Source organism: Ruegeria sp. BA12, from assembly GCF_056539625.1.
In genome coordinates, this window is the sequence record NZ_JBQFVF010000005.1 from 246179 (window position 1) to 265834 (window position 19656).

The 19656-nt window shown below is 57.0% G+C and carries 22 protein-coding genes; 13 read left to right on the forward strand and 9 right to left on the reverse strand.

Translation table 11 applies throughout. The features are described from left to right. Window positions 1-24 precede the first annotated feature (24 nt). On the reverse strand, window positions 25-1401 hold the full coding sequence (locus ACR0B0_RS12450; protein ID WP_480648008.1) for a multicopper oxidase domain-containing protein: 1377 nt from the start codon (window positions 1399-1401) through the stop codon (window positions 25-27). 157 nt (window positions 1402-1558) lie between these two features. Here ACR0B0_RS12450 and era point away from each other — a divergent pair, with 157 nt between their 5' ends. From era to ACR0B0_RS12465, 3 genes are all read left to right on the forward strand, one after another. Beyond that, window positions 1559-2467 (forward strand): GTPase Era, encoded by a 909-nt coding sequence (gene era, locus ACR0B0_RS12455; RefSeq protein ID WP_480648010.1) that lies wholly within the window; start codon window positions 1559-1561, stop codon window positions 2465-2467. Then, window positions 2464-2793, forward strand: coding sequence for a DUF1491 family protein (locus tag ACR0B0_RS12460; RefSeq protein WP_480648012.1), 330 nt, complete (start codon window positions 2464-2466; stop codon window positions 2791-2793). Before era ends, ACR0B0_RS12460 begins: the two co-directional genes overlap by 4 nt. A gap of 112 nt (window positions 2794-2905) precedes the next feature. Continuing rightward, window positions 2906-3805, forward strand: coding sequence for a hypothetical protein (locus ACR0B0_RS12465; protein ID WP_480648014.1), 900 nt, complete (start codon window positions 2906-2908; stop codon window positions 3803-3805). 192 nt (window positions 3806-3997) lie between these two features. On the opposite strand, the gene ACR0B0_RS12470 is transcribed toward ACR0B0_RS12465, so the two are convergent. After that, window positions 3998-4438 (reverse strand): cupin domain-containing protein, encoded by a 441-nt coding sequence (locus tag ACR0B0_RS12470; protein ID WP_480648016.1) that lies wholly within the window; start codon window positions 4436-4438, stop codon window positions 3998-4000. 207 nt (window positions 4439-4645) lie between these two features. Here ACR0B0_RS12470 and recO point away from each other — a divergent pair, with 207 nt between their 5' ends. Continuing rightward, window positions 4646-5371, forward strand: a complete 726-nt coding sequence (gene recO / locus ACR0B0_RS12475) for a DNA repair protein RecO (RefSeq protein WP_170411319.1) — start codon at window positions 4646-4648, stop codon at window positions 5369-5371. Here recO and ACR0B0_RS12480 read toward each other — a convergent pair. The 3 genes from ACR0B0_RS12480 to ACR0B0_RS12490 all read right to left on the reverse strand — a co-directional run bounded on the left by ACR0B0_RS12480 (window position 5355) and on the right by ACR0B0_RS12490 (window position 8194). Continuing rightward, complete coding sequence (locus ACR0B0_RS12480) at window positions 5355-5747, reverse strand: META domain-containing protein (protein ID WP_480648018.1); 393 nt, start codon at window positions 5745-5747, stop codon at window positions 5355-5357. The two genes, recO and ACR0B0_RS12480, sit on opposite strands and share 17 nt — an antisense overlap. A gap of 41 nt (window positions 5748-5788) precedes the next feature. Further along, on the reverse strand, window positions 5789-6343 hold the full coding sequence (locus ACR0B0_RS12485) for a hypothetical protein (protein ID WP_480648020.1): 555 nt from the start codon (window positions 6341-6343) through the stop codon (window positions 5789-5791). Window positions 6344-6502: 159 nt separating this feature from the next. Next, window positions 6503-8194 carry an acyl-CoA dehydrogenase family protein gene (locus ACR0B0_RS12490; RefSeq protein ID WP_170377526.1) on the reverse strand — a complete coding sequence of 564 codons (1692 nt, stop codon included), beginning with the start codon at window positions 8192-8194 and terminating at the stop codon, window positions 6503-6505. A gap of 145 nt (window positions 8195-8339) precedes the next feature. On the opposite strand from ACR0B0_RS12490, the gene ACR0B0_RS12495 reads away from it, so the two are divergent. Then, window positions 8340-9104, forward strand: a complete 765-nt coding sequence (locus ACR0B0_RS12495; RefSeq protein WP_170377528.1) for a sulfite exporter TauE/SafE family protein — start codon at window positions 8340-8342, stop codon at window positions 9102-9104. On the opposite strand, the gene ACR0B0_RS12500 is transcribed toward ACR0B0_RS12495, so the two are convergent. The 3 genes from ACR0B0_RS12500 to ACR0B0_RS12510 form a co-directional block, all read right to left on the reverse strand. Next, window positions 9101-9565, reverse strand: coding sequence for a hypothetical protein (locus tag ACR0B0_RS12500; RefSeq protein ID WP_480648022.1), 465 nt, complete (start codon window positions 9563-9565; stop codon window positions 9101-9103). The genes ACR0B0_RS12495 and ACR0B0_RS12500 overlap by 4 nt on opposite strands. A 111-nt stretch (window positions 9566-9676) precedes the next feature. Next, a complete protein-coding gene (locus tag ACR0B0_RS12505; protein ID WP_170350384.1) occupies window positions 9677-9967 on the reverse strand; it encodes a hypothetical protein in 291 nt (96 codons plus the stop codon). Between the two features lie 360 nt (window positions 9968-10327). After that, window positions 10328-11926, reverse strand: coding sequence for a phosphoenolpyruvate carboxykinase (locus tag ACR0B0_RS12510; RefSeq protein WP_170350385.1), 1599 nt, complete (start codon window positions 11924-11926; stop codon window positions 10328-10330). A 345-nt stretch (window positions 11927-12271) separates the two neighbouring features. On the opposite strand from ACR0B0_RS12510, the gene ACR0B0_RS12515 reads away from it, so the two are divergent. Genes ACR0B0_RS12515 through ACR0B0_RS12545 form a run of 7 tightly spaced genes read left to right on the forward strand, consistent with a single transcriptional unit; the run spans window position 12272 to window position 17695 of the window. Continuing rightward, window positions 12272-12976, forward strand: a complete 705-nt coding sequence (locus ACR0B0_RS12515; protein WP_170350387.1) for a response regulator transcription factor — start codon at window positions 12272-12274, stop codon at window positions 12974-12976. A gap of 32 nt (window positions 12977-13008) precedes the next feature. Continuing rightward, the gene (locus ACR0B0_RS12520; RefSeq protein WP_480648024.1) at window positions 13009-14727 is read left to right on the forward strand and encodes an ATP-binding protein; all 1719 of its coding nucleotides are present in this window, start codon (window positions 13009-13011) and stop codon (window positions 14725-14727) included. A 4-nt stretch (window positions 14728-14731) separates the two neighbouring features. Further along, window positions 14732-15202, forward strand: a complete 471-nt coding sequence (locus tag ACR0B0_RS12525) for an HPr kinase/phosphorylase (protein ID WP_425081472.1) — start codon at window positions 14732-14734, stop codon at window positions 15200-15202. After that, on the forward strand, window positions 15187-16080 hold the full coding sequence (gene rapZ / locus ACR0B0_RS12530) for an RNase adapter RapZ (protein WP_254428536.1): 894 nt from the start codon (window positions 15187-15189) through the stop codon (window positions 16078-16080). Before ACR0B0_RS12525 ends, rapZ begins: the two co-directional genes overlap by 16 nt. Continuing rightward, window positions 16077-16484, forward strand: coding sequence for a PTS sugar transporter subunit IIA (locus ACR0B0_RS12535; protein ID WP_170350392.1), 408 nt, complete (start codon window positions 16077-16079; stop codon window positions 16482-16484). The genes rapZ and ACR0B0_RS12535 overlap by 4 nt, the downstream gene beginning before the upstream one ends. A gap of 2 nt (window positions 16485-16486) precedes the next feature. Next, window positions 16487-16756, forward strand: coding sequence for an HPr family phosphocarrier protein (locus tag ACR0B0_RS12540; RefSeq protein WP_170328297.1), 270 nt, complete (start codon window positions 16487-16489; stop codon window positions 16754-16756). A gap of 39 nt (window positions 16757-16795) precedes the next feature. Then, complete coding sequence (locus ACR0B0_RS12545) at window positions 16796-17695, forward strand: lysophospholipid acyltransferase family protein (protein WP_170578275.1); 900 nt, start codon at window positions 16796-16798, stop codon at window positions 17693-17695. Between the two features lie 57 nt (window positions 17696-17752). Here ACR0B0_RS12545 and ACR0B0_RS12550 read toward each other — a convergent pair whose 3' ends face one another. After that, window positions 17753-18628: a 3-hydroxybutyryl-CoA dehydrogenase gene (locus tag ACR0B0_RS12550; protein ID WP_170350396.1), complete on the reverse strand. Its 876-nt coding sequence runs from the start codon at window positions 18626-18628 to the stop codon at window positions 17753-17755. Between the two features lie 163 nt (window positions 18629-18791). Between ACR0B0_RS12550 and ACR0B0_RS12555 the strand changes: the two genes are divergently transcribed. Continuing rightward, window positions 18792-19613, forward strand: coding sequence for a DUF6473 family protein (locus tag ACR0B0_RS12555; protein ID WP_480648026.1), 822 nt, complete (start codon window positions 18792-18794; stop codon window positions 19611-19613). Window positions 19614-19656 lie beyond the last annotated feature (43 nt).

Consider the following 19656-nt stretch of genomic DNA (forward strand, 5'->3'; position numbering starts at 1 on the left):
GTATTGGTGTGGTCAAACTGAACCTCAATCCACCCGAATATATCCGGTTAGCCCGGTTTTTTGATGTTCGATCACGTGGCAATGAAACGCCCAGTCGCCCGGGTTGTCGGCGACCAACGCGATCTCGACCACCTCATCTTTCAACAGCAACATCGTGTCGGTCAGCAATGGTGGTAACGGGCGAAGGTTCGATTTTATCGGTACAAAAGCCAACCCATGCAGGTGGATCGGATGCAGGTTCGGTGACTCGTTACGCAATCGCAAAACATAACTTTTACCTCGTTGCAGCGTGGCCAACGGACCAACCCCTTTCGCCGCATCCCCCGGCCAAGGCCTTCGGTTGATCGACCAGAAGTTATACCCCAGAGAGCCACAAAACCCATTGGTCGGTTCGCCTCCTTCGGGTGTCCAGCCAAAGACAAATTCGTGCAATTCGGCATTCGCCAGATCCGGTTTTGTTGTGGGGTTCACGGGTAGGGGGCGTAGCTCGCGCAGATCGCGCGAGACGGGCGCACCCACTGCACGCAAGCGGGTCATGGAACGATGCGGCTGTCCAGGAAACTTGGCCATTAGATCGACAGTCTGACCCTCGCCTAGTGGCATTTTCAAAGCAAAATCCACACGCTGTCCGGGTCCAATCAGCAAGGGGTCATCGGCAATGGGCAATGGAAGGTCAACTTCGACCGGGTGACCGTCCCATGCGATAATTCGGGCCTCGGCACCGTTCAGATGCACCTTGTAGATGCGGGTTGTGTCCGTGTTTACCACGCGCAAACGCACAAGGCTGCCTGCGACGTGATCATAAACCGGCCCATCCAGCCAGTTCGCCGTTTGCACATTACCAAAGGTTCCTGCCCTTGCGGCCCCGCGCGCAGTGTAGGCAGTCAGGAACGACCCGTCATCATTCAGGCGGAAATCACGCAGGTTGATCACCTGCTCGCTGTCAAAACCGGGATCTTCGGCCTCGGCGATCACCAGCACTCCGGTCAGACCATGGGCCATCTGTTCCATCGTCATGCAATGAGGGTGATACCAATAGGTGCCCGCATCCGGAGGCGTGAATTCATAGTCAAACACCTCACCCGGTCCAATCGGCATTTGGGTCAGATAAGGCACCCCGTCCATGTCATTCGGAATACGCAGCCCGTGCCAATGCATCGCCGTATAATCAGGCAGGGTATTGCGCACCGGCAGGCGCATCACCTCACCCTGTTTGCCATGTAAAACCGGAGGCGGCGCGTCGGGCGACAGGCTGACCATACCGGTGGTGACCTGATCGCGCAGGGCAAAGCTGGCGGGTTGGACGACCAGCTCTTGCGCACCTGCCGCTAAACCTATGCATCCCAGTCCTAACGCCCCGGCGGTGGCACCACTGCCTAAAAGAAACTCGCGACGGTTCATTTCAGCCTCATGAAAAGAAGGATTGCCTGGCTGTTATTGGCGTGGCGTGATCCGGTGATGCCATCCCGACCGCATGGCCGCAATGCGACAAATGCCTCTGGCCCGCGGGGGCTTTCTGCTATAGGGGTGCGCACTTGCAAACAGGATCGCAACACACATGACCACACGCGCCGGATTTATCGCCCTGATCGGAGAGCCCAACGCAGGCAAATCCACCCTTCTGAACCGCATGGTCGGGGCTAAGGTCTCGATCGTGACGCATAAGGTGCAAACCACCCGCGCCCGCATTCGTGGTGTGGCGATGGAAGGGGATGCGCAACTGGTTTTCGTTGACACGCCCGGCCTGTTTAAACCCCGACGTCGTCTGGATCGCGCCATGGTCGCCGCCGCATGGGGTGGCGCCGCCGACGCCGATGTCGTCGTGCTGATGGTCGAGGCGCATCGCGGCATCACCGAAGGGGTCGAACGCATCCTGGAAGGTTTGGAAGAGATCGGGCAGGGCCGTACCATCGCGCTGGCCATCAACAAGATTGACAAGGTTCCGTCCGAGAAACTGCTGGCGCTGACCAGCGATCTGAACGCGCGCTATCCTTTTGCCGAAACTTTCATGATCTCGGCCGAGCGCGGCTATGGTGTGGACGATCTGCGTAAGTGGCTGGCCGCAGAACTGCCCGAAGGGCCGTGGCTGTATCCCGAAGATCAGATTGCCGATCTTCCGATGCGCATGATCGCCGCCGAGATGACGCGCGAGAAACTGACCCTGCGCCTGCATCAGGAACTGCCCTACCAGTTGACCGTCGAGACCGAGAACTGGGAGGAACGCAAGGACGGGTCCGCCAAGATCGATCAGGTCATCTATGTCACGCGCGACGGTCACAAAGGTATTGTTCTGGGCAAACGCGGCGAGACCATCAAGGCCGTCAGCCAGGCAGCGCGGGCCGAGTTGGAAGAGTTCCTCGACCGCAAGGTTCATCTGTTCCTGCAGGTCAAGGTGCGCCCGAACTGGCTGGAAGAATCCGAGCGATATTCGGAAATGGGTCTGGATTTCAAAGACGGCAACGCATGACGCGTCTGACGGCTGATTTCTGGGTCCACGCCTATCTGGCAAGGCTGCGGTTTCAGGACATCCCGGCCTACGTAGTGGCCCACGGGGACGATACGGCTGGCGCGGTGCTGGTCAAGCTGAACACACTGGACGGGCGGGCCGTGGCCTTCCAACGCAGCTTTGATCTGATGAGCGGCGAGCGCAAATGGGTTGAACTCTCCAGCGGTGCGGAAATGGATGTGGATGAAGCCATCCGACGCCAGCGCAGCTTTGACCCAGACCTTTGGGTGATTGAGGTAGAAGACCAGCAGGGGCGGCATCTTCTTGGAGAAGAAGGGCTGGATTAACTGCAGCTTGGTCTGGCGGACAAAGTCTAACAATCTATTTCTATTTTGGGTTACACCCTGCACACTGAAATACTATCTGGAATTGTGCCCCCTTCCTAAGAGTTTGGAATTTATGAAAACCTTCTTGTTAGCCTGCCGTCTTCCCTTTTTGCTCTTGGTTTGCACAGCGACTTCCGCAGCGGCGCAGCCCAGATTGGGTTGGATCTATCAACTTGACGGGCTTGCTGCTTTTCAGGGCGATGCGAGTTTGAGTGGAGGTGGAGAGTTCTCGGCAAGCCGTGCTTTTGTGCGAACCACCGCGCTTTATAGCATGGACGGAGGGAACTCCGTTGGGGTGTCGGCTAGCTTCGGTAGGTTCGATTACAACTTTAGCGAAGCAAATAACCAGCCTTGGGAAGATATCCGAGACATTCGCGTTTCCTTGCCAGTGCGGTTTCGAGTTGGAAATACAGCCACCGCCTTTATATCGCCACAGATCAGATGGGACTATCAAAGCGGCGTTACTGCCTCGGACGGACGTACCTATGGAGCTTTTGCGGGTATTGCATGGAAGCTAAGTGAGCGTCTTACCATCGGCCCTGCATTTGGCGTGTTTTCGCAGTTGGAGGATGACGATATCGATTTCTTCCCAGCCTTGTTGGTGGATTGGGATATAAACGACCGCTGGAACTTGAACACAGGCTCAGGGATTGGTGCTACGCAAGGTCCAGGACTCACGCTCAGCTACGCGCTAAATAACGAAATGAACCTGTCGCTTTCGGCTCGCTCCGAGAGAATACGGTTTCGATTGGATGGAGATGGCTTGGCTCCGGATGGGGTGGGTGAAGACAAAAGCATCCCTGTTGTGCTGGCATTAGGTTACAGTCCCAATCCTGGCGTTTCGTTGAATGTCTTTGCAGGGGCTGAGTTGGATGGCCGTTTGACGTTGGACGATGCAAATGGTTCGGAACTCAGTCGCCAGAATTACGAAACGGCACCATTGGTCGGCTTTGCATTCAGAGTAAGGTTCTAATTGCCCTTCTGGTTCAGTTTTTTTCCCTCTAGACTACCCGACCTGCGACTATCCTCCGAAAACCTGGAGCCATGGGGGACCAGGATTGGCCTAGTGCGATCACGGCATACTTCTGAATCTAATTGTCGCGTCAAAATCGGAGGTATTGATACCTCACAGACAATTGTCGATTGACGCGCAAAGAAACCACTCTTATCCAGCCAGTTCCACCCCGGTTTTGCGCAATACCTCGGCAATTTTTGCACCGTCCTGAACGGGGCCCGGTGCTTCGCGGTCTAGGTCTGTAAACATCTCGATGGCGCGCGAACCCCTGCCGCTTATCTCAAGCAGATGTGCGCCCCCGGGGCCAAACTTGAAACTGTGTACTGTCCCGGCCGGGAAATGAACCAGCGTACCGGCGGGGGCGCTTCGGGTTTCCCCGTCCATGACAAATTCGACCTCGCCTTTCACCACAAAAAAGGTCTCATCCCAAGGGTGCGTGTGGGGCGGTGGGCCATTGCCTTCGTGACCGTAATTGAGCGTGACTGCATAATCCCCGATCTGTTCAAGACGTGCTAGCACAGTGATTTTGTCGCCAAGAACGTTCAGGGGTTCAGGGTAGTCGGAAGGTGAGCTGAAAAAAGGTGTTTTCATGGTGTACTCCTGTCTGTTCTCGGGGCGTATCCCGTTCAAATCAATCAATGAACCTGCCCCAGCAGCGCGCCGGTGCCGTTGATCATAGCATTTGTCGGAAGGTCTGGGGACTTTTACAGAATTGCAGCGGAACCGGCATATATCTTGCGCATGATCGGTTGTTGCGGTCTTGTGGCCGGGAAGTTCTATACCCATCAGGAGCCCACTTTGGATTGGCGTGATCACGGTATCCTTCTGACCTCGCGCCGCCACGGCGAAACGGCGGCGATCATCGAGGTTTTTACCGAAGGCCACGGTCGCCATGCTGGGGTTGTGCGCGGGGGCGCCAGCCGCAAGACCGCGCCGATCCTGCAACCGGGGGCGCAGTTGGACGTTCTGTGGCGCGCGCGACTTGAGGAACATATCGGAACGTTTCAGGTTGAACCCCTGCGATCCCGCGCGGCGGCGGCGTTTTCGGGGCGCTTGGCGCTGGCCGGGTTAAACGCTGTTGTCTCCTTGTTGTCCTTTTGTCTGCCGGAACGAGAGCCGCACCCTGCCGTCTACAATCAGACGGAACAGCTGATGGATTTGCTGGGCCAGGATGAAATTTGGCCGCTGGCTTATCTACGGTGGGAACTGGCCATGTTGGAAGAGCTTGGGTTCGGGCTTGATTTGTCCGTATGCGCCGTGACGGGCGCACGTGAGGGGCTTGTTTATGTCTCGCCCAAATCCGGCCGGGCGGTCAGCGGCGAAGCGGCAGGGGAATGGGCGGATAAGCTGTTACCTCTGCCGCCTTGCCTGCGCGGAGAAGGCGCTGCGCCGGACGCAGAGATCGCAGCGGGTTTGCAAACGACCGGGTATTTTCTGGAACACCGCGTGGCCCCGTCGCTGGGGCACCACCCGTTGCCAGAGGCGCGGGCACGATTTGTGGATCAGTTTACTCGACGGCTGTAAACACCATCTCGTGCCCGTCTTCATTTCGCAGGATCAATACATCACCAGAGACCTCGGATTGGGTCATGGCCATAAGGGCTGCGAAGTAGAACCCTTCAGCCTCAAGCCCGGCACAGGCGGCGCGGGTCGCAGTCAGGTCTGCAATCTCAAACCACGGATATGGCGCGTTCAGAGTACCGCTGTAGCTGTTGCAAGGGGCATTTCCTGCTATCTTGCCTTCCTTGGGAAAGCGCAACAGGGCGCTGGTCTCAAAGGGTTGTCCATCGATTTCCTGCAACGCCCATGTTTGATCAGCCGCGCCGTAGGCAGCGACGGTTTCGTCTTTGTCGCATTGGAAAAGGGCCAGCAGGGGTAGGGTCAGGATCAGGCGGGTCATGGGATGGTCTTAGCGCAACCTTTGAGCGGACGGAACCGACGTCAGTAGGGGATCTCGCCGCTAATCAATTCTTCCCGGACCTCCAGACGAGGGCGCCAGTTATACTTGGTATCTTCCCGGACAGGCGCCCATGTCAGTGCGCCGCTGGCCCGCCAGGGGTCAAGAATGATCCCGTCATACATCGAATCCCCCTTGGCACTGATCAGAGCCGAGTGGTGGATGATCCGAAACGTCGTCGGCGGGGAAGTCGCCCAGTGCAGGTCCAGCGTGCGGAAATTCTCTTGCTTCAGACGTGTGGTCATGGCTTGGGCCCAATCATTGCACAGCCCAAACTCGCGAAAGCCGTTGATGACCTTGGCGTTGTGGATGATGGCCGAGTCGGTGACGTTCCATTCCTGCTTCAATTGCTGGGAATAAGAGTAGGCAATCGTGGCGGCTTTGTTTGCCTCGGCCGGATCGACCTCGGGGCCAAGGGCCTGGATGGCCATCGCCAGATCGTCAATATCGCTTTGGCCGACGGTCGGTTGCTTGGTCGCGCATCCGCCAAGGACTATTGCCGCTAGAACCGCACACAGTGCGAAAAGTCGTCTGGTCATTTTTCGTGCCATTCTTTCTTGAGCGCAGGATGCTCTAACCAGGTTCGTACCTGAGATCAAAGGGGAAGTTCGCCATCAGCGGATCACAACCTGCCCCGAACAGAAAAAGACCCGGCGCCAGGGCCGGGTCAGTTGGGGAAACGGGAATACCGAAAACCGTCAGCTCAGCAGTCGTCTTGCGATAACCTGAGCCTGAATTTCAGCAGCCCCTTCGAAAATATTCAGAATACGTGCGTCGCACAGAACGCGGCTGATCTTGTATTCCAGCGCAAAGCCGTTGCCGCCATGGATTTGCAGACCGTTGTCCGCAGCCGCCCAGGCCACACGCGCGCCCAACAGTTTGGCCATACCTGCCTCAAGATCGCAGCGCTGGCCGTGATCCTTTTCCCAGGCCGAGAAATAGGTCAGTTGCCGCGCGATCATGATCTCAACCGCCATCATCGCCAGCTTGCCCGAGACACGGGGGAAGTTGATCAGCGATTTGCCGAATTGCTTGCGGTCCTGCGCGTATTGCATGGCGATATCCAGCGCACTTTGTGCCACGCCGATGGCGCGGGCGGCGGTCTGGATACGGGCCGACTCGAAGGTTTCCATCAGCTGTTTGAAGCCTTTGCCCTCTTCGCCACCCAGAAGGTTTTCACCTTTCACATGGAAACCGTCAAAACCCAGCTCATATTCCTTCATGCCGCGATAGCCCAGCACTTCGATCTCGCCGCCGGTCATGCCGGGGGTGGGGAAGGGGTTCTCGTCCGTGCCGGGTGTTTTTTCAGCCAGGAACATGGACAGGCCGCGGTGATCGGTAGTGTCCGGATTGGTCCGCGCCAGCAGGGTCATCACATGGGTTCGGGCCGCGTGGGTAATCCAGGTCTTGTTGCCGGTGATCTCATAGTCACCATCCGCGTTTTTGACGGCACGCGTGCGCAGGCTGCCCAAGTCGGAACCGGTATTGGGTTCCGTGAATACAGCCGTCGGCAAAATTTCGGCGCTGGCCAGTTTCGGCAGCCAGTTGGCTTTTTGCTCGTCGGTGCCACCCGCGATGATCAGTTCGGCCGCGATCTCGGACCGGGTGCCCAGTGAACCCACACCGATGTACCCGCGCGACAGTTCCTCAGACACCACGCACATCGAGGCTTTGGACAAGCCGAAGCCGCCGAATTCCTCGGGGATGGTCAGGCCGAAGACGCCCATTTCTGCCAGTTCTTCGATGATTTCGATCGGGATCAGCTCGTCCTTGAGGTGCCAGTCATGGGCGTTCGGTTCGACCTTTTCCTGTGCATAGCGGCGGAATTGGTCGCGGATCATTTCCAGTTCTTCATCCAGACCCGAGGCGCCGAACATGGTGGAACCGGCCTGATCACCCATCAGACCAACCAGTTGTGTGCGGGCGGCCTGTGTGTTGGCCTGAGCCATCAGCGTCTGGACTTCGGTGCATTGGAAACCGGACAGGGCGTCCCAGCCAAGGCCCATATCTTGCAGACGCACGACCTCACCCTGGTTCATCGGGATGCCACCTGCGACCTGATGCAGGTACTCACCAAAGGCGATCTGATGCAACAGCTGTTCCATTTCGCCAAATTTGCCATCTGCATCCAGGGCTTCGGCCCAGCGTTGCATCTGTTGTAGTGATTGGTTGTACGTCGCCAGCCACGAAAGGCCGTGGGCGGCGGTTTGATTGGCTTCAATCAACGCGCCAGAGACCCGGCCGTCAGCGGTGACTATCCCGCGGACCGACTCGCGGGCGCGTTCAAAAACTGCTTCAACGGCAGGCAGGGCCGCGCGGGTCAGCGTCAGAAGGTCGGGCAAAATCGCGGATGTCGTCATATGGGTCATATCCTGTCCGTCATGGGCCATGAATCACGTCCTTCTTTAGAGTCGTCTGGTCATACCATGCTGCACGTGCAGCGCAACAAAAATGCGAATTAAGCAGTGAAAAAGTTCGAAAATTGCTTTGTCGATTTTGCGATGCAGCGCGCGCCAAGAGTGTTATCACGGGCGCATGACATTGTTTTCCTTACTCAGTCCGCATGACTTGATGCTGGCCGCCGCCCTTGCTTTTGTTGCGGGGTGGGTTAAGGGCATGGTTGGATTTGCCATGCCGATGGTTCTGGTGTCGGGGCTGAGTATGTTCTTGCCGCCCGATCTGGCGATCGCCGGGTTGATCTTACCAACGCTGGTAACCAACGTGTTTCAGGCCCTGCGCGAGGGGGTGCCCGCCGCCGTGTCCGCGATCAAGCAGTTCCGTACCTTCTTGATGGTAGGTTTTGTGTTCCTGCTGTTGGGGGCCCAGGTTGTCAGCGCCGTGCCCGCGTCCACGTTTCTGTTGATGATTGGCCTTCCGGTTACGGTTTTCGCGCTGTTTCAAGTGCTGGGAATGCAGTTGACCCTGAGCAAACCATCGGCACGTGTCGAGGTGGGCATAGGCGCGATTGCCGGGTTTATCGGAGGGATGTCCGGCATCTGGGGGCCGCCAACCGTCGCCTATCTGACTGCACTGAACACACCGAAGGCAGTGCAGATGCGCGTGCAAGGCGTGATATACGGACTGGGATCAGTGGCATTGTTGCTGGCGCACATAGCGTCGGGCATTTTGCGAGTCGAGACGGCACCGTTCTCGGTTGCTTTGGTCCTGCCGGCACTGTTTGGTATGTGGGCTGGCTTGCAGTTGCAATCACGAATCGATCAGGCGTTGTTTCGAAAGGTAACGTTGCTGGTTTTGCTGGTCGCAGGGGTGAATCTGCTTCGTCGTGCGCTAATCGGTTAGTGGCGCCTGTCCGCAAGCCGAAAGGCAAAATATAGCCCCAGCATCAGGAAAAACAGACCTGAGATATCACCGATCAGAAAGGCGACATATTCGACGCGCGCGCTGCCAAAAGCCAGATTGGTCAACCCCGAGACAAGGAAAGAGGTGACGATCCCAACCCCCATGACGCATGACCAGCAAGGTTTGCGATCAGCGTGGGGAAACAGATCCCAACCTGCCCACTTAAATAGATAGAACACCGCAGGAACGGTGGTGACGGCAATGAATATCGCCATCAGTCGGCTTGGCAGAAACACGTCGCTGCCGCCGAGAACGGCAAAAACCAGGAAAACGCCGGGCAACAAGGCGAATATCGCCCGCCAACCTAACAGCCACGCCGATAGAACCCGCACCCCGTGCGGAAGAAACAAAAGACTGGCCCGACTGGGGTATTCCGGAAAAAACACGTTCTGAAGCGGCATTAGGACCTCAAAAGTGAGGTACGATGCGGCGACATAAGCCGATGAGGCAAAGAGCGTGTCAGTAGCCCACCTGCGCACGTTGATCAGCCACCTGTACGCAGGAAGAAGGCATTACTTGGGCGCATGAACGATATACCGGCCCCGGTTGGCGGTACCGCTTTGCGACAGATACCCTTTCTGTACCAAAGATTTCAGCGCACGAAAGAATGTCGGGCGCGAGACGCTTTGAACCAGCGTGTGTTCAATCAAGCCGAATGTGCGCACTTCGTCATCGGATTTGGACAGCTCTTCGGCGGCGTAATAAATGTCACGCTCAACCGGAGACAGCTGTTCCAGGCCCAGCGTCCGTTCCATGCTCTGCATCAGTTTACGCAGTTCGGTCAGTTTTGAGATTTCTGTCATATTCTACCTGTCGCTCTTCGTGTCGATGCCGCTGCTCGGCGACAAAATGCGATTTACCGATTTCTTAAACAATATCAGTAAGTCTCATATTGACACTCATCCCCTTTAGCTTACACTAGTCACGTTTTCAGGTTGCTCATCGTGCTGATGTGAGAGTTCGCCCGAGCCACCCAAAGGTCTTTTCACTTTCCGCCCGGTGCGTAAGCGCCGGGCTTATTCATTTCAATAGCGTCGAAATTACCTCAGGCAGGCATGCCGGGCAACGCATTTGTACGTGAAGTCTGTATTATGCAACTTTAGCGAGAGCTCTTTTGCGATACCCACCAAGGAAAAAGGGGGCGTCAGCGCCCCCTTGTCCAATTACCCGATTGCAACGGCTTTGATGTCGTCGTCGATGAACGGCAGGTACTGCTCAAAGTTCTCGGCGAACATCTTCACCAGTTTCTCGGCTTGTTTGTCGAATGCCGCTTGATCGTCCCAAGTGCGGCGCGGGTCCAGCAGAACCTCGGCTACGCCGGGTACGGTCACCGGCACGTCAAAGCCGAAATTTGCGTCCTTGCGGAATTCGGCATCACGCAGCGAACCGTCCAGTGCCGCAGTCAGCAGCGCACGGGTGGCTCTGATCGGCATCCGCGAGCCAACGCCGTAGGCACCGCCGGTCCAGCCGGTATTCACCAGCCAGCAGGTCGCGCCGTGCTGAGCGATTTTTTCACGCAGCAGGTTGCCGTAAACTTCCGGACGGCGCGGCATGAACGGCGCGCCGAAACAAGTCGAGAAGGTCGGCTGGGGTTCGGTGACGCCACGCTCGGTTCCGGCCACTTTGGATGTGAAGCCCGACAGGAAGTGATACATCGCCTGCGCCGGGGTTAGCCGCGCGATCGGAGGCAGAACGCCGAACGCATCGCAGGTCAGCATGATGATGTTCTTAGGGTGACCACCCAGTGCGCTGCTGGACGCATTCGAGATATACTCGAGCGGATAAGCGCAGCGCATGTTTGCGGTCAGCGAGTCGTCGTCGAAATCCAATTCCTTGGTTTCGGGGTCGAAAACCATGTTTTCGATGACCGTGCCGAATTTGCTGGTTGTCGCATAGATTTCCGGCTCGGCCTCGGCATTCAGATTGATGGTCTTGGCATAGCAGCCGCCTTCAAAGTTGAAGGTGCCGCGATCCGACCAGCCATGCTCGTCGTCACCGATCAACGTACGCGACGGGTCGGCCGACAGGGTAGTCTTACCCGTGCCGGACAGGCCAAAGAAAACAGCGGTGTCGACTGGATTGCCAACCGCGTGGTTGGCCGAGCAATGCATCGGCATCACACCTTTTTCCGGCAGCATGTAGTTCAAGAGGGTGAATACGGACTTTTTGTTTTCACCTGCGTATTCCGTGCCGCCGATCAGGATCAGCTTGCGATCGAAGTTCAGTGCAATCACCGTCTCAGACTGGCAGCCGTGCTTTTTCGGGTCGGCCTGGAAGCTGGGGCAGTTGATGATGGTGAAATCCGCGATGAATTCATCCAAATCCTCGCGATCCGGACGGCGCAACAGGTGGCGGATGAACAGGTTGTGCCAGGCCAGCTCGGTGACCATCCGAACGTTGATCGAATAGGCTGGGTCTGCTCCGCCAACGAGGTCCTGCACGAAGTAATCCCGGCCCTTCATGTGAGCCAGCATATCATCATAAAGCGCGTCAAAGCCTTTGGGGCTCATCTCGGCGTTGTTTTCCCACCAGATAGAGTCAAGGACGCTTTCAGTTTTGACAACATGTTTGTCCTTGGGTGAGCGACCGGTAAACTTGCCGGTAGTGACCAGAAATGCCCCGCCGTTGCCAAGTGTACCCTCGCCACGCTTCAACGCCTCTTCAATCAGCGCCGGTTCCATGAAGTTGTAATAGACATTGCCCAATCCCTCGATGCCCTGATCTTCGAGGCGGAATTGCGGGTTAACCCGTCCAGATGTCATGTGTGTCTTCTCCTGTGGCGGCGCATTGGCGATTGGCCTGGATGCGCTCTTGGGGCATTTGCCGGAAAAACCCGGCGGTCAAGCGCCTCTTATCACGGTCGTTTAGGGCATGAACAGGACGGTTTGGCGCAGTTAGCGCCACCAAGCTCAAGTTTAGCGCCACCAAGAATTTCCTGATGGAAATCTGGGCAGTATTTTGCGGGCTGCAAGGCATTTTTGCCGCATAGCTGCCGCAAGAATGGCATGATTCGCAGTTACGGATTGATTCGGCGCGTCAAAACCGCCAACAATGACTTACAAAAAAGCGTATTATTGCGTAGGTGAGCAGGAATAGGGGTGAACCCGATGTCAAAGATTGCACTGGTGGACGACGACAGAAACATTCTGACGTCCGTGTCCATGACGCTCGAAGCTGAAGGATTCGAAGTCGAAACCTATAATGATGGGCAGGCGGCTCTGGATGCTTTCAACAAGAAACTGCCCGATATGGCCGTGCTGGATATAAAGATGCCGCGTATGGACGGTATGGATCTGTTGCAACGGCTGCGACAGAAAACCCAGATGCCGGTGATCTTTCTGACCTCGAAAGATGATGAGATCGATGAGGTTTTGGGCCTGCGCATGGGCGCGGACGACTATGTAAAAAAGCCCTTTTCCCAACGTTTGCTGGTCGAACGCATCCGCGCATTGCTGCGTCGACAAGAGGCGACGGCGGGTGATGCGACCAACGCCAATACCGGCGAAACCAAGGTGATGGAACGTGGTGAACTGCGGATGGACCCGTTGCGCCATGCGGTCAGTTGGAAGGGTGCGGATGTCTCGTTGACGGTGACCGAGTTCTTGCTGCTTCAAGCGTTGGCGCAGCGACCGGGCTTTGTCAAAAGCCGTGATCAGCTGATGGATGTTGCATATGATGACCAAGTCTATGTCGACGACCGGACCATCGATAGCCACATCAAGCGCCTGCGCAAGAAAATGCGCACCGCAGACCCTGAGTTTTCGGCCATCGAAACGCTGTATGGTATCGGATACAGGTACAACGAAGAATAAGTGTGGCCACTGAGAAGGGGTAACCGGGTCTCGTGCGCGATACGGAACAAGCAAACGAGTTGCGCGACGGTGACGTCGTTCTGGGGGATGATTGGGTCATCCCACAAGACCCGGATTCGGCTGAACTCCGGGCCTCGCGCCGACGTCGCAACATGTTCTCGCTGCGCGGGTCGCCCCTTGCGCGTCGGATTATTACCTTCAATCTGATTGCCCTTGTGATCCTGGTCACCGGGTTGCTGTATCTCGACGATTCTCGCGAAGAGCAGGTCCAGCAGACTGCGCGCAACCTGATCGGGGACGCGCAGCTAGTCAGCAATGTGTTCGAAGCCCAGCTGCGTCAAAACCAATCCGGAACTGCACAGGATGCGGCGGCGTTGGACGTTAAGGATACACTGGCGGGGCTTAGCCTACCTGACGGCGGCGAGGTCTTTGTCTATGACATGGATGGAACGCTGATCGGCTGGACGCGCGGGGTTTCGACCTCAACGCAGACCTATGCATTGCTGAAAACCGAAGCCGAAGTGCAGACCGGAAGTACTCTGATCAGTGACGCACTGAACGCTGTGTGGACCGGGCTGTCCCGGGTGTTCACCCGTTCCGACCCCGACGAAGCACCAACGCTGGCGCAGCGCGTGCAGGAAATCATTCCATTGTCGATTCAGGGGCAGAAGCAGATTGAGGCGGTAAAGGATGACGCTGGTCAGACGGTCATCGTTGCAGCGGCTCCGATCCTGCAAAGCGGCGAGCCGGTTGGCGCCGTCGCAATGGCTGGTCCTGCTGGACAGATTGACGCGCTGGCCCGGCGCGCGCAGGAACGCATTTTGCAGATGTTTGTTGTGGCATTGCTGGTGTCCATCGGTCTCAGCCTTGTTTTGGCCTCGACCATCGCCAACCCGTTGGCCGATCTGGCCGCTGCGGCCGAGATGGGCAAGGATCGCGGTGCCGGAGTAAATCCCGGCCGTATCCGCATCCCGGACCTCAGTGCGCGGCCGGATGAAATCGGACGCCTCAGCCGCGCCCTGCGCGGGATGGTAACAGCGCTCTATAATCGTATCGATGCGAACGAACAGTTTGCCGCCGATGTGGCGCATGAGATCAAGAACCCGTTGGCCAGCCTGCAATCCGCGGTGGGAACTCTGCGCGTGGTCAAACGCGACGACCAACGCGACAAGTTGCTGGGCGTGATCGAACATGATGTGCGGCGGCTGGATCGTCTGGTCAGCGATATTTCGAACGCATCGCGTCTGGATGCCGAACTGGTCAAAGAAGAGGAACAACCCTTTGATCTGCTGAAATTGCTGGGCAATATCGGTCAATATCTGGGCGAAGAGGCCCGTACCAAAGGCATCGACTATATCACTGACCTGCCGTCTCAGCCGATTATCGTGAACGGGCTCGAAGCGCGGCTGGCGCAGGTATTCGTCAATCTGATCACCAATGCGATTTCTTTCTGCGAAGACAGCGATGCCATTCGCGTCTGGGTGCGGCGTCGCGAAAACCGGGTATTGATCGTGGTCGAGGATACCGGCCCGGGCATCCCGGAACAGGCGCTGACCAAAATCTTCAAACGGTTCTATTCACAGCGTCCCGACGAGCATTTCGGCAATAACTCGGGCCTTGGACTGGCGATCTCGAAACAGATTGTCGAGGCCCATGGCGGCGTGATTTGGGCCGAGAACATCCGCCCAACCGAGGCAGATGTTACATCAGACCCACAAGGCGCGCGCTTTGTCGTGGGGCTGCCTGTATAAGCGCATGAGCGGCAAGACCCTCTTGGACATCCAACATCAAGACAAGGCCATCCTCCATGCGACATGTGTCGCCGTCGACGGGCAAGGCGCATTGATTCTGGGACAGTCGGGTTCGGGCAAATCGGCGCTGGCCTTGCAGATGATGGCGCATGGCGCAACTTTGGTGGCTGACGACCGAGTTGCCCTGTCGATGGTGGGCGATACGGCTATGGCTGATACTGCTCCAAACCTACGTGGATTGATCGAGGCACGGGGCATTGGTTTGCTTCGGGCGCACACGGCGGGGACAACGCCGATCCGCTATGTGGTGGATCTTGATCAAAACGAACCCGCCCGCTTGCCCGATCCCGATAAGACCCTAGTTCTAAAGAAATCCGTTCCCTTGCTACGGGCGGCAGGCGTCCCCAATTTGGCGGCAGCACTCATGCAACTTTTGAAAATGGGACGCGTGGACCCGGAATGGCCCAGCACATGACTTCGCAACGGCGCATCGTTCTGGTAACCGGCCCCTCGGGCGCCGGGCGCTCGACGGCGATTCGCGTTCTTGAAGATCTGGGTTTTGAAGCCATCGATAACCTGCCGATGGGTCTTTTGATGCGCCTGCTGGACGGTCCGCAAAGCGATCGTCCTATGGCGCTGGGCATCGACGCACGCAACCGCGATTTCTCGACCATCGGGTTTATTGAGCTGGCGGTCCGGCTGCGGCGGATGGAGCAGGTAGACTTGACTACCCTCTATCTGGATTGCAGCGACGAGGTATTGCTGCGGCGTTTCTCGGAAACCCGGCGTAGGCACCCTGTGGCCACAGATGCCAGCCCGGAAACCGGTGTGCGGCAGGAAAAGGAACTGTTGGCTCCGATCCGCGAAATCGCCGACACATTGATCGACTCCAGCCCGCTGAACGTCCACCAATTGCGCGAAGAGGTCGAACGCTGGTTCGCTCCCAAAGGCGGACGGCATCTGGCTGTTTCGATTGAATCTTTCTCGTACAAGCGCGGTTTGCCGCGCGGGTTGGATATGGTGTTTGACTGTCGGTTTCTGGACAATCCGTACTGGCGCCCTGACTTGCGGGCGAAAGATGGTCGAAACCCCGATGTCGCGCGCTATGTACAATCGGACACGAACTACGCACCTTTTTTCGACCGGGTGGTGGATCTGCTAAAACTCTTGTTGCCGACCTTCCGTGCCGAAGGCAAAGCACACCTGTCCGTGGCCTTTGGGTGTACCGGAGGGCAACACAGATCGGTGGCCATGGCCGAAGCGGTTGCAAAGGCCCTTGCAGAGGAGGGGCAGCAAGTGGCAATTAGGCACCGCGAAATAGAACGTCGATCGTTGAATGTGAGGCCGGATTGATCGGGATCGTACTCGTAGCACATGGTGGGTTGGCCAAAGAGTATCTGGCCGCCATGCAACATGTGGTCGGAAAGCAGCCCGGCCTAGTCGCGATTTCGATCGAGGCTGACCACGACCGTGCCGCAAAACAGGCTGAAATCTGTGCGGCTGCTGACAGCGTCGATGTCGGGGATGGGGTTGTTGTTGTAACTGATCTGTTCGGGGGCAGCCCGTCGAACCTGAGCTTGCGGGCCTGCGCGCCACAGGATCGCCGTATCCTTTACGGTGCAAATCTGCCTATGTTGATCAAACTGGCCAAAACCCGCCACCTGCCCATAGCAGATTCAGTACGGCAGGCGATGGAGGCTGGACGCAAATATATCAATGCGCAAAACATTACATTAGAAGAAGACCGGACAGATTAAGAATGACCAATCGAAGCCTGAAAATCATTAATGAAAAAGGTTTGCATGCCCGCGCCTCGGCCAAGTTGGTTGAGGTGGTCGAGGGCTTTGACGCACAGGCCGAAGTATCCAAAGACGGATTTTCTGCATCCGGCGATAGTATAATGGGCCTTTTGATGTTGGCAGCCTCGCGCGGAACGACTATTGACGTCGAGACGTCCGGACCGGATGCTGAGGCGTTGGCTGATGCCTTGGAAACCCTGGTGAACGACAAGTTCGGGGAAGGTTTCTGATTTCATCCGCCGCGCAACGAAGAACGGGAAGACCTGGAATTGGCGGAAACAACGCACGAGACGAAGACCGGCCCAGTGGTGGATGGGACCACAGATCAGGGTGAGATCTACGATCGTAGAACCCTGACCTATGCGAATTCGTTTGATGACGTCTGGACGTCGACGGCCATTCGCGCCATCGAATGGTGTACTGGCAAGCTGACCATTCTGCGTATGGTCAACAAGTTCGAAAAGAAGAACGAGTATTATCGCGGCCAACGGTTCTGGGGTGGTGCGCTCAAGACGATGGGCATCGACCTGACCACCCCTCAGGAACAAATCGCCCGTATACCTAAAGAGGGTCCCGTTGTTGTGGTGGCGAACCACCCCCACGGTATGGTTGACGGGATGATCTTGGCTGAACTCATTGGCCAGGTGCGCAGCGATTACCGCATCCTGACCCGTTCTGTTCTGACGGGGCTGGACGAAGCCGCGACATCGTTCATGATCCCGGTGCCATTTCCCCATGACCCCGAGGCGCAAACCAAGATGCTGGAAATGCGCAGCAAGTCGATGGACCACCTGAAAGAAGGTGGTGTCGTTGCCTTGTTCCCGTCAGGCGTGGTGATGTCCTCGGACGACTGGTTCGGCCCGGCGCAAGAGCGGGAGTGGAACGTGTTCACCGCCAAGATGATCCGCCGGTCCGGTGCCAAAGTGGTTCCGATCTTCTTTCCGGGCAGAAACTCTCGCGCCTATCAGATTGCCAACAAGCTGTCCCCGATCCTGCGACAAGGCCTTCTGCTGCATGAGATCGTGCGGTCGTGCAACAAACCGCAATCACCGGTTATCGGCGATCCGATCTCGGACGAGGACATGCAATTGCTGGAACGCGACCCGCGTGGCTTCATGGCTTGGCTCAGAAAACGCACAATGTCGCTGGCCGAAACGAAAAAAAACTGATCCGTTTCTTAATCTGGCCAAAATACCTCGGGGGTGAGGGGGCTGACCCCCTCTGCCTTAGCGGGTCGGAATCGGAACCTCGCCCCGATAGTCATAAAACCCACGTTCGGTTTTGCGGCCCAGCCATCCGGCTTCGACATATTTGGTCAGCAACGGGCAGGGGCGGTATTTTGTGTCGGCTAATCCTTCGTGCAGCACATTCATGATAGCCAAACAGGTGTCCAAGCCAATGAAATCGGCCAATTCCAACGGCCCCATCGGGTGATTGGCGCCCAATTTCATGGATTGGTCGATGGATTGCACATTGCCCACGCCTTCGTACAAGGTATAGACCGCCTCGTTGATCATCGGCATCAGAATGCGGTTCACGATGAAGGCGGGGAAATCCTCGGCGCTGGCGGCGGTTTTACCCAGACGATCCACCACGGATTTGCAAGTGTTGAAGGTTTCTTCGTCCGTAGCGATCCCGCGGATCAATTCGACCAGCTGCATCACTGGCACCGGGTTCATAAAGTGAAACCCCATAAACCGTTCAGGCCGGTCTGTACGACTGGCCAGGCGGGTGATTGAAATTGACGACGTGTTCGACGTCAGAATCGTGTGCGGTTGCAGGTGCGGCTGCAAATCCTCGAAGATCGCCTGCTTGATTGATTCTCGCTCGGTGGCGGCCTCGATCACCAGGTCCGTTTGCCCCAGTTCCGGCAATGCCAGTGTCGTCTTTACGCGTTTAAGGGCGGCTTGCATCGCCTCATCGGTAATTTTCCCGCGCGAGGCTTGACGCGCCATGTTGCCTTCGATTGCGGCGACGGCAGCTTCCAGTGCATCCTGGTTCACGTCATTCAGCAGAACGTCATATTCCGCAAGGGCCAGGACGTGGGCGATACCATTGCCCATCTGGCCTGCGCCAATCACTCCGACTGATTTTACGTCCATGTTCTGATGCCTCTGTATCTCGGGATTGAAGGGACAGTACCGGCAGATCGGTAGGGGCGGCAAGGGGATCGGACCCATCGAATTTGTCTAAATTGCGCGCATTAGGAATTTATCAAGACATGCGGCTGCAAGATGGCAACCGGGTGAAAAATGGGTGAGTGTTGTGAGCTATCATCAAACAGGCTCGGCAGGTGCCGGGCACTCCGTATGCCAATACGGTCAATCACGTCTTTGGTTTCGGGGACCAGAGAGGTCTTTGGACACGGCCTATATGACCTGTGTCGGCGGGGATGAGACCTATGGGCGATTTGTTGACCGTCCTTATGCAGCGATTCTAGAGGACAGGCTGGACCGGCGCTGTCTGAATTTGGGCAGCCTGTATTGCGGGGTCGAGGCGCTGTGCGGCGATGCAGGCCTGTTCACGCTGTTGAATGGGGCCGAACTGTGTGTGTTACAGGCGCCCGGGGTTCTGAGCCAGTCAAACCACTTTTACCGTGTCCATCCCCGGCGCAACGACCGGGTTTTGGCACAAACTCAGGATCTGATCGACCTCTACCCCGAGGTTGACTTTACCGATGTCCATTTTGTGGGCCACTTGATGCGGCGTTTGCAAGACTGTCAGGATGCCCGCTTTGAGGTTGTGGCAGAAGAGCTGCGTCGCAACTGGGTTCGGCAAATCAGCGATCTGCTGCAAAGGTTGAAGGTACCGGTCCTGCTGCTGGCGCTGAAGGTGCTGCCGCAAAAAAATGATGAAAGTCAGGAAGAGAGGGCACCAATCACAGTCACTCCTGAAATGCTAAAGGCCGTGCGGCCTTTCTGCGCCGATTGTGTCGAAGGCACGGCTTATGTGTCCGGGCAATCTGATGAGCTTGAGGATATGTTGTTCGGTACATTACAACAGCCGATGGCCGAGCACATGATTGGCCCGGCGGCACATCGGTCAATCGCGGAGGCATTGGTCGGACCCATTCGGAACCTGCAATGAAAAAGGCCCGCCACGTGGCGGGCCTTGCTAGATTTTTCGGCGA